Here is a 13,928-nt window from a genome sequence, read left to right as displayed (position 1 = left end):
GGCCGGACCGGCGACCGCCCCGGCGGGCCTACGCTGGGAGGACCATGAACCACGCCCAGCTCACCGCCCTCGGACGCGCCCTCCGGCTCCTCGGCGAGCACGGGGAGGCGCTGACCGCCGACACCCCCGACGCCCGACTGCACGAGGTGAAGGGCGACCTGCGGCGCGCCCTGGACCTGCTGGAGGAGAGCGTCAGCACGGCCGCCGCGGCCACCCGCTGCCCCGAACACCCGAACGGGCCCGTCGACGCGAGCGCCCCCGACCTGTGCCTGCTGTGCGAGACCCGGCGGCGCGCCGCCCGCCGCCGGGAGGTCGACGGACCGTCCTACGCCCGGCCGGGCGCCGAACCGGCCACCGCGCCGTCCCGCTACGGGGTGCGCGAGGACCGGCCGCAGCCCCAGCAGCGCTGGCTGCCGGAGCTGTGGAACGGGCGGGAGTGGCAGCTGTGCGGAACCCCGCGCCGGGACCGGCGCGAGGCCGAGCTGTTCATCGCCGCCCAGCGCCGGGCGCCGCGCGCCGCGATGGCCTACCGGCTCGTGCACGAGTTCACCGACTACGAGGTCGTACGGGTCTGGGGCAGCCCCGTACGCGTCGACATCGAGCCGCTCGGGAACGCGTGACCCCGGCGAAGGCGGGGCGCCCGGCGCGAGCGGTGCGCCGGGCGGAGGCCGTACTCCCCGCGGGGTGTCCTACGCCTTGACCGCCGGCTTCTCCCGCTCGCCCGTCGCGACCGGACCGCCCGCCGCCGCGACCCGCTGGCGTGGGATGAACGAGGCGATGACGAAGCCGAGCAGCGCGGCGCCCGCGCCGAGCGCCAGGACCGTGCGGAAGCCGTTCTCCGACGGCAGGGCGTAGGCGCCGAACTCCGTCGTCATGTGGGCGAGCACCACGCCGGCCACCGCGCTGGCGGTGGAGGTGCCGATGGAGCGCATCAGGGTGTTGAGGCTGTTGGCAGCGCCGGTCTCGGAGGCGGGCACCGCGCCCATGATGAGCGTGGGCATCGCGCCGTAGGTGAAGCCGATGCCGGCGCCGATCACGCAGGACGCCAGGACGAAGTGCCAGACCTGGTCCATGAGGGCGATGTTGAGCCCGTAGCCCGCCGCCACGATCAGCGCGCCGATCATCAGCGTCACCTTGGGGCCGCGGGTGCGGGAGACGGCCGCGGAGACCGGGGCCACGGCCATCATGACCAGGCCGGAGGGGGCCATGACCAGGCCGGAGACGAGCAGCGACTTGCCGAGGCCGTAGCCGGTCGGCGCGGGCAGCTGGAGCAGCTGCGGGATCACCAGGGACATCGAGAACATCGCGAAGCCGATCGCGATGGAGGCGAGGTTGGTCACCAGCACCTGGCGGCGCGCCGTGGTGCGCAGGTCCACCAGCGGGGCCTCGACGCGCAGTTCGAAGAAGCCCCAGGCGACCAGGACGACGACCGCCGTCGCGAACAGGCCGAGGGTGGTGCCGCTGCCCCAGCCCCAGTCGGCGCCCTTGGAGATCGCCAGCAGGAGGCACATCAGGCCCGCCGCCATGCCGACCGCGCCCACGGCGTCGAAGCGCCCGCCCGAGCGCACCTTCGACTCGGGTACGAGGGTCATCACCAGGGCCGCCGCCACGACGCCCAGGGCCGCCGAGGCCCAGAACAGCACGTGCCAGTCGAAGTTCTCGGCGATGATCGCGGCGGCGGGCAGTCCGAGGGCGCCGCCGACGCCGAGCGAGGCGCTCATCATCGCGGTCGCCGAGCCCAGCCGCTCGGCGGGCAGCTCGTCGCGCATGATGCTGATGCCGAGGGGGATCACGCCGGAGGCGAGGCCCTGGAGGGCGCGGCCGACGATCATCGGCACGAGGGTGTCGCTCAGCGCGGCGGTGGCCGAGCCGATCACCAGCATGGCGAGGCTGACCAGGAGCATGCGGCGCTTGCCGTACATGTCGCCGAGGCGGCCCATGACCGGGGTGGCGACGGCGGCGGCGAGCAGCGTGGCGGTGACGACCCAGGCGGTGTCCGACGCCGAGGCGTTCAGGAGCTTGGGCAGCTCCGCGACGATGGGGATGACCAGGGTCTGCATCAGCGAGACCACGATGCCGCCGAAGGCCAGGACGGCCACGATGGCGTTGGGTCTGGGCAGGGCCTCGGCCGCGGTGGGCCGGGCGGGGGCGTCGGACATGAGGGCTACTCCGTGACAGGGGTACTTGACTCAAGCAACCATAATTGGATTTGATTGACTTAAGCAAGCGAAATCCGGTCAGGAGCCCGCCCAGATTCCGCATCCGAGGCGGCGCTCGCTCCCGGCCCCGCTGATACGCAGAGGCGGGCGCCCCCGGCCCCGCTGCCACGCAGAGGCAGGCGCCCCCGGCCCGCGGGGACAGGGAAGGCGGGCGCCCCCGGTCCTTCGGGACACCCGCCTCCGCAGCGCTCCCCGCCCCGCCCGGCGGAGCGAGCCCGCCGGGCGGGCTCGCTCCGCCGGGCGGACGGGCGGCGCTCAGCTGAGCGTGGTCAGCGAGGCCGCGTCGTACGGCTTCAGGTCGTCGAAGCGGTCCGAGAGGACCTTCGCCGCCCACTCGGGGTCCTGGAGCAGGGCGCGGCCCACGGCGACCATGTCGAACTCGTCGCGCTCCATGCGGTCCAGCAGGTTGTCCAGGGTGCCGAGGGCCGCGCCCTCGCCCAGGAAGGCCTTGATGAAGTCGCCGTCGAGGCCGACCGAGCCGACGGTGATGACCTGCTTGCCGGTGAGCTTCTTCGTCCAGCCCGCGAGGTTGAGGTCCGAACCCTCGAACTCGGGCAGCCAGTAGCGGCGGGTGGAGGCGTGGAAAACGTCCACGCCGGCCTCGGCGATCGGGGCGAGGATCGCCTCCAGCTCCGCGGGCGTCTCGGCGAGACGGGCGTCGTAGGCGTCCTGCTTCCACTGCGAGAAGCGGAAGATGACCGGGAAGCCGGGCGAGACGGCCGCGCGCACCGCCGCGACCAGTTCCGCGACGAACCGGGTCCGGGCCACCGGGTCGCCGCCGTAGGCGTCCGTGCGGCGGTTGGTGCCTGCCCACAGGAACTGGTCGAGCAGGTACCCGTGGGCGCCGTGGAGCTCCACACCGTCGAAGCCGATGCGCTCCGCGGCGGCGGCCGACTCGGCGAACGCGGCGATGACGTCGTCGATGTCGCCCTGGGTCATCGCCTTGCCGGTGCCCTCGACGCCGTCGGTGCGCACCCCGGACGGACCGACGGGCGGGGCGTCCGCGAACGGCGGCCGGCCCGGCTTGCGGACCATGCCGATGTGCCACAGCTGCGGCACGATCGTGCCGCCCGCCGCGTGCACGGCGTCGGCGACCTTCGCCCAGCCCGCGAGCTGCTCCGCGCCGTGGAACCGCGGCACCCGGGTGCTCTCGCCGGCCGAGTCGTGGCCCACGTACGTGCCCTCGGTGATGATCAGCCCCACACCGGCGGCGGCACGGCGGGCGTAGTACGACAGCACGTCCTCGCCCGGGACGCCGCCCGGGGAGAACATGCGGGTCATCGGGGCCATCGCGATGCGGTTGGGCACGGTCAGACCGTTCAGCGTGACGGGCCGGGCGAGGACCCGGGCCGCGCGGGAGGACGGCTCGGAGGCGGGACCGGGGGCGGGCTCGGACGTGGTGACGCTCATGTGGGGGCTCCTGTGCGGGACTCGGTGATACCCATTGGTATGTGCATGCGCATGCAGTCTGACACCGAAGCCCGCCCCGGTATTCCGCCGACGCCGCGAAGTGACCCGGAACACGCCCGAGGGCGGCATCCCCTGTCGTGACTGACAGGGGATGCCGCCCTCGGTGTGCGACGGACGGGTCCGATCCTCGGGGAGGATCAGAAGTCCATGTCACCGCCCGGCATGCCGCCGCCGGCCGGCGCGGCGGCCTTCTCCGGCTTGTCGGCGATGACGGCCTCGGTGGTGAGGAACAGCGCGGCGATCGACGCGGCGTTCTGCAGCGCGGAGCGCGTGACCTTCGCCGGGTCGATGATGCCCTCGGCGATCATGTCGACGTACTCGCCGGTCGCGGCGTTCAGGCCGTGGCCGACCGTCAGGTTGCGCACCTTCTCGACGACGACGCCACCCTCGAGACCACCGTTGACGGCGATCTGCTTGAGCGGGGCCTCCAGCGCGAGCTTCACGGCGTTGGCGCCGGTCGCCTCGTCACCCTCGAGCTCCAGCTTCTCGAACACCTGGGAGGCCTGCAGCAGGGCCACGCCACCACCGGCGACGATGCCCTCCTCGACGGCCGCCTTGGCGTTGCGCACGGCGTCCTCGATGCGGTGCTTGCGCTCCTTGAGCTCCACCTCGGTGGCGGCGCCGGCCTTGATGACCGCGACACCGCCGGCGAGCTTCGCCAGGCGCTCCTGCAGCTTCTCGCGGTCGTAGTCGGAGTCGCTGTTCTCGATCTCGGCGCGGATCTGGTTCACGCGGCCGCCCACCTGCTCGGAGGAGCCGGCGCCGTCGACGATGGTGGTCTCGTCCTTGGTGATGACCACCTTGCGGGCCTTGCCCAGCAGGTCGAGGGTGGCGTTCTCCAGCTTGAGGCCGACCTCCTCGGAGATGACCTCGCCGCCCGTGAGGATGGCGATGTCGCCGAGCATGGCCTTGCGGCGGTCGCCGAAGCCCGGGGCCTTGACGGCGACGGACTTGAAGGTGCCGCGGATCTTGTTGACGACCAGGGTCGACAGGGCCTCGCCCTCGACGTCCTCGGCGATGATCAGCAGCGGCTTGCCCGACTGCATGACCTTCTCCAGGAGCGGGAGCAGGTCCTTGACCGAGGAGATCTTGGAGTTGGCGATGAGGATGTACGGGTCCTCGAGCACCGCCTCCATGCGCTCCATGTCGGTCGCGAAGTAGGCGGAGATGTAGCCCTTGTCGAAGCGCATGCCCTCGGTGAGCTCGAGCTCCAGACCGAAGGTCTGCGACTCCTCGACGGTGATGACGCCTTCCTTGCCGACCTTGTCCATGGCCTCGGCGATCAGCTCGCCGATCTGGGTGTCGGCGGCGGAGATGGAGGCGGTGGAGGCGATCTGCTCCTTGGTCTCGACCTCCTTGGCCTGGTCGAGCAGGGCGGCGGAGACGGCCTCGACGGCCTTCTCGATACCGCGCTTGAGGGCCATCGGGTTGGCACCGGCGGCCACGTTGCGCAGGCCCTCGCGGACCAGCGCCTGGGCGAGGACGGTGGCGGTGGTCGTACCGTCGCCGGCGACGTCGTCCGTCTTCTTGGCGACTTCCTTGACCAGCTCGGCGCCGATCTTCTCGTACGGGTCCTCGAGCTCGATCTCCTTGGCGATGGAGACACCGTCGTTGGTGATCGTGGGAGCGCCCCACTTCTTCTCGAGGACGACGTTGCGGCCCTTGGGGCCGAGGGTCACCTTGACGGCGTCCGCGAGCTGGTTCATGCCGCGCTCGAGGCCTCGCCGCGCCTCCTCGTCGAACGCGATGATCTTGGCCATGTGAAGTGGTCCCTCCAGGACTGGGGGTGATTCCTTCGGACCGCGCCCGCGCCCGCGACGGACGGCTCGCGCGCCTCGTGGTTCCTTGCCCCACCCGGCCCGCGGGCCTCACCGACCCGGTCCTCGTTGTCACTCTCACCTTCAGAGTGCTAACGCAATGATTAGCACTCGACCCCCGAGAGTGCAAGCGTCCGCGAAGCGGACTCGATGAGGGGCGGCGGTCGGGCGACGGGTGGGCGCAAGCGTCCGCGGAGCGGACTCGATGAGGGGCGGCGGTCGGGCGACGGGTGGGCGCAAGCGTCCGCGAAGCGGACTCGATGAGGGGCGGCGGTCGGGCGACGGCGGTCCGCGACCACACGCCCCCGCCGGGCGCCGACCGCCCGCGCCGGCCGCACTGGGCGCGCGCACGCCGAAGGGCCCGCACCCCCGGTGGAGATGCGGGCCCTTCGAAGAACGCTTGCGGTGGTCGCGCGATTCAGGCCGTCACGCGGACCATGTCGGCCTGCGGACCCTTCTGGCCCTGCGAGATCTCGAACTCGACCCGCTGACCCTCTTCCAGCGAGCGGTAGCCGTCCATCTGGATCGCGCTGTAGTGGACGAAGACGTCCGCACCACCGTCGACCGCGATGAAGCCGTACCCCTTCTCCGCGTTGAACCACTTGACGGTGCCCTGAGCCATGCCTAACTCCCCTATTACTGGCCCTTGCACGGATCCACACTTCGCGGATCCGGGTCAGACCTCACCCCCCGTGGACGGGGGCGTGCGCCGGAACGCGTCGACCGCGGCTGAATGTATCTGTCCAACTGCCGTCTGCAACAGGTCAATCGGACGAGAAATCTGGACGGGAGCGGTCCGGAATGTGGTGAGAATTCATCTGGATTCAGGGCAAGTCGGGCCCGGCAAACAAGACAAATGCCGTGAAACGCGCACGCACTTTGGCTACTTCTCATCGGCGTGCGGCAGGAAAACAGGGCTTCCTGATCCACTGATCAGGAGCGCGTTCCCCAACTCTACCGCGCTCAATCACACAGAACTGCCCCCTCCGCTTCTCTCACGGAGGGGGCAGTTCCACAAACGCCGGGTAACCGGGATTACCCGCGGTAAGACTCAGCCGCCGGCGACCGCCGGGATGATGGACACGCCGGCGCCGTCCGGGGTGACCGTCTGCAGGCCCTGCTCGAAGCGGACGTCGTCGTCGTTGACGTAGACGTTCACGAAGCGGCGCAGCTTGCCCTGGTCGTCCAGGACGCGCGCGGAGATGCCCGCGTGGTTCTTCTCCAGGTCGGCGATGACGTCGGCGAGGGTCGCGCCGTCGGCGCTCACCTCGGCCTGGCCGCCGGTGTAGGTGCGCAGGATGGTGGGGATGCGAACGGTCACGCTCATGATGCGAGGCCAGCCTCTCGGAAGGAGTCCAGGGTCGGGCGGATGGTCGCGGTGAGGCCCGTGCCCGCCACCGCGTCCAGGGTCTTCAGTCCGTCGCCGGTGTTGAGGACGACGGTGGTCTTCGCCGGGTCGAGGAGGCCGGCCTCGACCAGCTTCCTCGTCACGCCGACCGTCACGCCGCCCGCCGTCTCGGCGAAGATGCCCTCGGTGCGGGCGAGCAGCTTGATCGCGTCCACGACCTGCTCGTCCGTCACGTCCTCCACCGCGCCGCCGGTGCGCCGGGTGATGTCCAGGACGTAGGGGCCGTCGGCCGGGTTGCCGATCGCCAGGGACTTGGCGATGGTGTTCGGCTTCTGCGGCCGCACCACGTCGTGGCCGGCCTTGAAGGCGGTGGACACCGGCGAGCAGCCCTCGGCCTGCGCACCGAAGATCTTGTACGGCTTGTCCGCGACCAGGCCGAGCTCGACCAGCTCCCGCAGCCCCTTGTCGATCTTGGTGAGCTGCGAGCCGGAGGCGATCGGGACGACGATCTGGTCCGGCAGCTCCCAGCCGAGCTGCTCACAGATCTCGTACGCCAGCGTCTTGGAGCCCTCGGCGTAGTACGGCCGCAGGTTGACGTTGACGAAGCCCCAGCCCTCACCGGCCGGGTCGCCGATCAGCTCGGAGCAGAAGCGGTTCACGTCGTCGTAGTTGCCCTCGATGCCGACGAGTTCGCCGCCGTAGACCGCCGCCATGACGACCTTGCCCTGCTCCAGGTCGTGCGGGATGAACACGCAGGAGCGGAAGCCGGCGCGGGCCGCGGCGGCGCCGACGGCGCCGGCCAGGTTGCCGGTGGAGGAGCAGGACAGGGTGGTGAAGCCGAAGGCGCGGGCGGCCTCCAGGGCCTGGGCGACGACGCGGTCCTTGAAGGAGTGCGTCGGGTTGCCGGAGTCGTCCTTGACGAACAGCTTGCCGGTCTCGACGCCGAGTGCGGCGGCGAGGCGGTCGGCCTGGACGAGCTTGGTCCAGCCGGGGTTGATGTTCGGCTTGCCGGCCACGTCGGCGGGGACGGGCAGCAGGGGGGCGTAGCGCCAGATGTTCGCGGGTCCCGCCTCGATGCGCTTGCGGAGTTCCTCGGTGTCGTAGGCCGAGAAGTCGTAGGCGATCTCCAGCGGGCCGAAACACTCCTCGCAGGCGAAGACCGGGCCGAGGGGCACGCGGTGACCGCACTCCCGGCAGCTGAGCGCCGCGGCGGGCCCGAGGTCTACGGTGGAGTCGGTGCTGCTTGCAACTGTCTGCACAGCCATGGAGGCGAGGCCCTTTCTCCTCATCTTCCTCACGACGCATCTCGCCGTGAGACGGATTTGGCACCTTCCCTAGCCGGGAGCCTCGCGAAAACGATCGAACCGAGCGATCTACGAGACCGGCTGGAGGGTTGCCGGGGCTTCATCGGGCCGTGTCCCTCTGCCCCTCTGGATGAGCGGTATTCGATTGTGAGTCGCGGCGACCCCGGCATGCGATGGTCATCCGCGTTGTTCAAGACTGTAACCGAAGGCCGGGACAGTGAGAGATAGTCGTCCGAACCGCGAGACAGATCACAGGATGATGTGATCCGTGCCGCGGCCGACCGGACGTCGTCCCGCGGTCGTCCCGAAGTCGTCCGAGCTGGAGTGAGGAGCCGTCGACCGTGCTGGAAGAAGTCGAGCGCTGGCTGAGGACGCGCTCCTGGTCCGTGACCGACCGCCCGCTGCGGACGGTCCTGGCCGCCAAGCGCGCGAGCGGTTCGACGGTCAGCGTGGTGCTGCCCGCGCTGAACGAGGAGGCGACGGTCGGGGACATCGTCGCCGTCGTCCGCGAGGAGCTGATGGAGCGGGCGCCGCTCGTCGACGAGCTCGTCGTCGTCGACTCCGGCTCCACCGACCGCACCTCCGAAGTGGCCGCCGCCGCGGGCGCCCGCGTGGTGCACCGCGACGAGATCCTCCCCCGCCTCCCGGCGGTGCCCGGAAAGGGCGAGGTGCTGTGGCGCTCCCTGCTGGTGACCGGCGGGGACGTCGTCTGCTTCGTCGACGCCGATCTGCGCGAGTTCTCCGCCGACTTCGTCACCGGGATCGTCGGCCCGCTGCTCACCGACCCGGACGTGCAGTTGGTCAAGGCGATGTACGACCGTCCGCTGACCCTGTCCGACGTCCCCGCCGCCGGTGCGGCCGCGGCCGGACAGGGCGGCCGGGTCACCGAGCTGATGGCCCGACCGCTGCTCAACATGCACTGGCCCCAGCTGGCCGGCTTCGTCCAGCCCCTGGGCGGCGAGTACGCGGCCCGCCGCTCGCTGCTGGAGCAGCTGCCCTTCCCCGTCGGCTACGGCGTCGAGCTGGGCATGCTGGTCGACGCGCTGCACCTGGTCGGCCTGGACGCCCTCGCCCAGGTCGACGTGGGCGTGCGCAGGCACCGGCACCAGGACGGACAGGCGCTCGGCCGGATGGCCGCCGCCATCTACCGCACCGCCCAGCTGCGCCTGGCCCGCGGCCATCTGATCCGCCCCAGCCTCACCCAGTTCGAACGCGGCCCGGACGGCTTCGAACCGCGCACCTACTCGGTCGACACCGAGGAACGCCCCCCGATGACGGAGATCGCGGAGTACGCGGCCCGCCGGGTGGCGTGAAAGCCCGCCCTCGTGCGCGCGGGCCCCGCTACGAAGCCGAGCCGTACGTTTGAGCCTTCGGGGGCCGGGCTAGGTTGAGGACCATGGCTGCTACGCACGGTGCCGAGGTGCTGGTCGCGTCCAATCGCGGGCCGGTTTCGTACGAGGCGCGCCCGGACGGCGCGCTGCACGCGAGACGCGGCGGCGGAGGGCTCGTCTCCGGACTGTCCGCGATCGGCCCGGACGCGGGCGCCGTGTGGGTGTGCGCCGCACTGGGCGACGCCGACCGGGAGGCGGTGCGCCGCTTCGAGGGCGGACGCAGGCTGCCGGCGGAGGACACCGGCGGACAGCGGGTGCGGATGCTCGACATCGATCCGGACGTCTTCTCCGACGCGTACAACGGGATCGCCAACTCGGTGCTCTGGTTCGTGCACCACATGCTCTACCAGACGCCTCTCGAACCCGTATTCGACGCGGAGTTCCGGCGCCGGTGGGCGTCGTACGAGGCCTACAACCGGGCCTTCGCCCAGGCGCTCGCGGAGGAGGCGGCCGAGGGCGCGGCCGTGGTGGTGCAGGACTACCACCTCACGCTCGTCCCGGGCATGCTGCGCGACTTCCGGCCGGACGTGCGGATCGGGCACTTCTCGCACACCCCGTGGGCCCCGGTGGACTACTTCCGGATGCTTCCCGACGACGTCGCCGAGCAGGTGCTGCGCGGGATGCTGGGCGCGGACCGGCTGGGGTTCCTCACCCGGCGGTGGGCGGACGCGTTCACCGGCTGCTGCGAGGAGCTGACCGGCGGGCTCGGCGGCACCCGGATCGGCGTGCACGGGCTGGGCGCGGACGCGGAGTTCCTGCGGGAACGGTCGCACCGGGCCGATGTGAAGGAGCGGATGGCGTCGCTGCGCGAGGAGATCGGCGCGGCGCCGGACGGCGGCGCGCGCCGCACCATCGTCCGGGTGGACCGCACCGAGCTGTCGAAGAACATCGTGCGGGGACTGCTGGCCTACCGGCAGCTCCTGGAGGACCGGCCCGAGTGGCGCGAGCGGGTGGTCCACGTCGCCTTCGCCTACCCCTCCCGCCAGGACCTGGCCGTCTACCGCGAGTACACGGCCGAGGTGCGGCGCCTGGCCGAGGAGATCAACGAGCGCTACGGCACCCCCGGCTGGACCCCGGTCGTGCTGCACGTCAAGGACGACTTCGCGCGCTCGCTCGCGGCGTACCGGATCGCCGACGTCGCCCTGGTCAACCCGATCCGCGACGGCATGAACCTGGTCGCCAAGGAGGTACCGGTCGTCTCCGACGCGGGGTGCGCGCTGGTGCTGTCCCGGGAGGCGGGCGCGTACGCGGAGCTCGGCGACGACGCGATCACCGTCAACCCGTACGACGTGGTCGGCACGGCGCACGCGCTGCACGAGGCCCTGACCATGGCGGGCCCGGAGCGGGCGGAGCGCAGCAAGCGCCTGGCCGCCGCCGCCACGGCCCTCCCCCCGGCCCAGTGGTTCCTGGACCAGCTGAACGAACTCTGACGACGGCGGCCCCCGGGGACGGGCCCCGGGGGCACGGCCCCCGGGACTACGGCAGCTCGTCCGCCAGGTCCCTCAGCAGCTCGACCACGCCCGCCGGGCCGTCGACGACCAGGTCCGCCCGCTTGGAGAGTTCCGTGACCTCCGCGCTGCCGCTGCAGACCAGGAGGCCTGGGACCCCGTCGGTGCGCAGTTCCTCCACCGCGGCGAAGGCGGGGAGGTCGCCGAGGTCGTCGCCGGCGTAGAGGACGCAGGCCGCGCCGAGGTCGCGGACGTAGTCCGCCAGGGCGACGCCCTTGTCCATGCCCGGCGGGCGCAGCTCCAGGACCATGCGGCCGGGCTCCACGATCAGGCCGTGCCGGGCGGCCAGCCCGGTGAGGGGTTCGCGCAGCAGGTCGAAGGCGGCCTGGGGGTCCTCGGCGCGGCGGGTGTGGACGGCGAGGGAACGGCCCTTCTCCTCGATCCAGGTGCCCTGCCAGGCGCCGATCCGGTCCAGGAAGCCCGGCAGTTCGGCGCGGACGGCGGCGACGCCGGGGTGCGGGGCCGGTGCGGTGACGGTGCCGGTGGCGGCGTCCCAGCGCTCCGCGCCGTAGTGGCCGAGGACGACGAGGTGTTCCAGGCCCGGTACGCCCGCGAAACCGCCGTGCCGCACCGCGACGCCGGCCGGGCGGCCGGTGACCACCGCGACGGCGGCCACCTTCGGGGCCAGCGCGGCGAGCGCGGGCACCGCCTCCGGGTGCGCCCTGGCCTGGTCGGGGTCGGACACGATCGGGGCGAGCGTCCCGTCGAAGTCCAGTGCGATCACCGCACGCTCCGGCCGCGCGAGGACGGCCGCGAGGCCGTCCCGGCCGGCCCGCGTGGAAGGCGTCGGCAGGGAGGGGGCGGGATTGGTCGAGTCCGTGTCGTGGCTGCCCATGTGCCGAACCTATCCACACTCGGCCGGAGCCACTCCTCGACACCGGCGGCGGCTCACCCTCCGACACCGGCGGCGGCTCGCACATCCGTACTGGCGGCGGCTCGTACGTCCACACCGACGGCTCTACATCCGTACCGGCGGCGGCTCGCACGGCGTCGGCGGAGGCTCCCGCGCGCCACCCGCCGGCCGGGACCGCCTCAGCGCTCGGAGCGGCGGGACTCCCGCACCCGGCGCAGGCGGTTGACGGTCACCGGGTCGTGCGCCAGCGCGCGCGTGTCGTCCAGGAGGGCGTTGAGGAGCTGGTAGTAGCGCACGGGGGACAGGCCCAGCTCCTCGCGTATCGCGCGCTCCTTCGCGCCGGGGCCGGCGAAGCCGCGCCGCTCCAGCGCGAGCACGTCCCGTTCCCGGCGCCCCAGCTCCCGCCGGCCGCCCGGCCCCTCACCGGGGCCGTGCCCCTCCTCGGGGCCCGTGTCCACGCCGTCGCCCCGCTCCCGGCCCGCGCCCCGGCCCTCGTCGGACTCCGGACCGTCGCCCGGCCCCGGACCCCCGTCCGCGCCCCGGTCCCGGCCCTCGCCCCGCCCCCGCTCGTCGTCCCGTGCGTCCATACCCCGCACCGTAGCTCCCGCCACCGACAGCGGCACCGGGCGCGGGGCCCGCACCCGGCCGGTCAGCCCTCGTGGGCGCTCTCGACGTCGGACGCCGTGGTCTGGAGCTGGTTCAGGATCGCCGTGGGATCGCCCTCGGGGCTGACCGTGCGGCCGATCTGCTTCTTGACCTCCGCGCTGACCTGCGCCCAGGACGTCTTGCCGAACGGGTAGAGCTGGGCGAGCGGCAGCTCCTCCAGGAACGGCCACAGCTTCTTGTCCTGCTCGGAGGCGGTCATGGCGTCCGACGCGGAGCTGGTGACGGGCAGCAGGTCGTACTCGCGGGAGAAGTCCAGGACGTTCTTCTTGTCGTAGACGAAGTCGAGGAAGTCGCCGATCTGGTCCTTGTGGCCGTGCTTCTTGAAGGCCATCATCCAGTCGGTCACGCCCATGGTGGCCTTCGGCGTGCCGTTGCGGCCCGGCACCGGCACCATGCCGAACCGCACTCCCTTCTTGGCGGCCTGCTGCATCAGCGTCGGGTGGCCGTCGAGCATGCCGACGTCACCGGCCGCGAACGCCGAGAAGGCCTGCGCGCGGTTGAGCTTGCCCGGGGCGACGGGTCCGGTCAGGCCCTTGCCGACCAGCTCGTCCTTGAGCCAGGTGAACGTCTCGGCGTTCTCCGGGGAGTTGATGGTGTACGTGCCGATGTCGTCGGTGTAGCCGTCGCCGCCGCTCAGCATCCACTGCAGGGTCTCGGCCTGCGCCTCCTCGGGACCGAGCGGCAGCGCGTACGGGTACTTCACACCCTTGGCCTTCAGCGCCTCGGCGTCGGCGGCGAGGTCGTCCCAGGTCTTGGGCGGGTCGACGATGCCCGCCCGGGCGAAGAGGGTCTTGTTGTAGAACAGCACGCGCGTGGAGGCGGCGAACGGGATGCCGTACTGGACGTGCCGCAGCTGGCCCGCCTCGGAGAGCTGGCTCGGGAAGTCGGCCTGCACGGGTATGGAGAGCAGGTCGTCGGCCTTGTAGAGCATGTCCTGGTCGGCGTAGTCGGCGTACGCGCCGATCTGCGCCATGTCCGGCGGGTCGCCCGCGTCGGCCATCTCCTTGACCTTGCGGTCGACGTCGGTCCACGAGTAGACGCTGACCTGCACCTTCACGTCCGGGTGCTGGGACTCGTAGTCCCGGGCCAGCGCGTCCCAGTACTTCTGCGAGCTGTTGGCCGCCGAGTCGCCGTAGTCGGCGGCGACCAGCCGGAGGGTGACGTCGGAGGAGCCGGTGCTCCCGCAGCCGCCGAGAACCGCCGTCATGCCCAGTGCGGACACCACCGCGATCGTTCCTGTCCTGCGCCGCTGCACTGCCTGTTCCGCCCCAACCGTCTCGCTGTTCAACATGTGGACACGATAGGTCTACACCACGTGAGTGGACTAGACCTCTTGCGGGTCGAAGGGCCAC

General features: G+C 71.8%; 12 protein-coding genes and 1 riboswitch. Of the genes, 3 read left to right on the top strand and 9 right to left on the bottom strand.

Annotation, left to right across the window (positions count from 1 at the left end; genetic code table 11):
* Positions 1-44: 44 nt before the first annotated feature.
* Positions 45-620, top strand: coding sequence for a hypothetical protein (locus ACH5A8_RS17050; protein WP_399002640.1), 576 nt, complete (start codon positions 45-47; stop codon positions 618-620).
* A 69-nt stretch (positions 621-689) separates the two neighbouring features.
* Here ACH5A8_RS17050 and ACH5A8_RS17045 read toward each other — a convergent pair whose 3' ends face one another.
* From ACH5A8_RS17045 to thrC, 6 genes are all read right to left on the bottom strand, one after another.
* Positions 690-2,159 (bottom strand): MFS transporter, encoded by a 1,470-nt coding sequence (locus tag ACH5A8_RS17045; protein WP_399002638.1) that lies wholly within the window; start codon positions 2,157-2,159, stop codon positions 690-692.
* A 315-nt stretch (positions 2,160-2,474) separates the two neighbouring features.
* A complete protein-coding gene (locus ACH5A8_RS17040; protein ID WP_399002636.1) occupies positions 2,475-3,629 on the bottom strand; it encodes an NADH:flavin oxidoreductase in 1,155 nt (384 codons plus the stop codon).
* Between the two features lie 197 nt (positions 3,630-3,826).
* A complete protein-coding gene (gene groL / locus ACH5A8_RS17035; RefSeq protein ID WP_399002634.1) occupies positions 3,827-5,449 on the bottom strand; it encodes a chaperonin GroEL in 1,623 nt (540 codons plus the stop codon).
* 475 nt (positions 5,450-5,924) lie between these two features.
* On the bottom strand, positions 5,925-6,128 hold the full coding sequence (locus tag ACH5A8_RS17030) for a cold-shock protein (protein WP_009189266.1): 204 nt from the start codon (positions 6,126-6,128) through the stop codon (positions 5,925-5,927).
* A gap of 429 nt (positions 6,129-6,557) precedes the next feature.
* Positions 6,558-6,833 (bottom strand): MoaD/ThiS family protein, encoded by a 276-nt coding sequence (locus ACH5A8_RS17025; protein WP_399002632.1) that lies wholly within the window; start codon positions 6,831-6,833, stop codon positions 6,558-6,560.
* Entirely contained in the window at positions 6,830-8,119 is a 1,290-nt protein-coding gene (thrC, locus tag ACH5A8_RS17020) for a threonine synthase (protein ID WP_399002630.1), read from the bottom strand. Before thrC ends, ACH5A8_RS17025 begins: the two co-directional genes overlap by 4 nt.
* Before the next feature lie 17 nt (positions 8,120-8,136).
* A riboswitch (SAM riboswitch) is annotated at positions 8,137-8,295 on the bottom strand.
* A 204-nt stretch (positions 8,296-8,499) separates the two neighbouring features.
* Here thrC and ACH5A8_RS17015 point away from each other — a divergent pair.
* A complete protein-coding gene (locus ACH5A8_RS17015; protein WP_399002628.1) occupies positions 8,500-9,471 on the top strand; it encodes a glucosyl-3-phosphoglycerate synthase in 972 nt (323 codons plus the stop codon).
* Positions 9,472-9,554: 83 nt separating this feature from the next.
* Positions 9,555-10,979, top strand: coding sequence for a trehalose-6-phosphate synthase (locus ACH5A8_RS17010; protein ID WP_399002626.1), 1,425 nt, complete (start codon positions 9,555-9,557; stop codon positions 10,977-10,979).
* A 46-nt stretch (positions 10,980-11,025) separates the two neighbouring features.
* On the opposite strand, the gene otsB is transcribed toward ACH5A8_RS17010, so the two are convergent.
* The 3 genes from otsB to ACH5A8_RS16995 form a co-directional block, all read right to left on the bottom strand.
* Positions 11,026-11,892: a trehalose-phosphatase gene (otsB, locus tag ACH5A8_RS17005; RefSeq protein WP_399002624.1), complete on the bottom strand. Its 867-nt coding sequence runs from the start codon at positions 11,890-11,892 to the stop codon at positions 11,026-11,028.
* A gap of 197 nt (positions 11,893-12,089) precedes the next feature.
* Positions 12,090-12,368, bottom strand: a complete 279-nt coding sequence (locus ACH5A8_RS17000; protein ID WP_399003182.1) for a DUF3263 domain-containing protein — start codon at positions 12,366-12,368, stop codon at positions 12,090-12,092.
* A gap of 191 nt (positions 12,369-12,559) precedes the next feature.
* A complete protein-coding gene (locus tag ACH5A8_RS16995; RefSeq protein ID WP_399003180.1) occupies positions 12,560-13,831 on the bottom strand; it encodes an ABC transporter substrate-binding protein in 1,272 nt (423 codons plus the stop codon).
* Positions 13,832-13,928 lie beyond the last annotated feature (97 nt).

Source organism: Streptomyces sp. NPDC018610 (assembly GCF_044391765.1).
Classification (GTDB): Bacteria; Actinomycetota; Actinomycetes; order Streptomycetales; family Streptomycetaceae; genus Streptomyces.
Note: the sequence above shows the minus strand (reverse complement) of the source record. Positions and strands in the feature narration are given on the sequence as shown.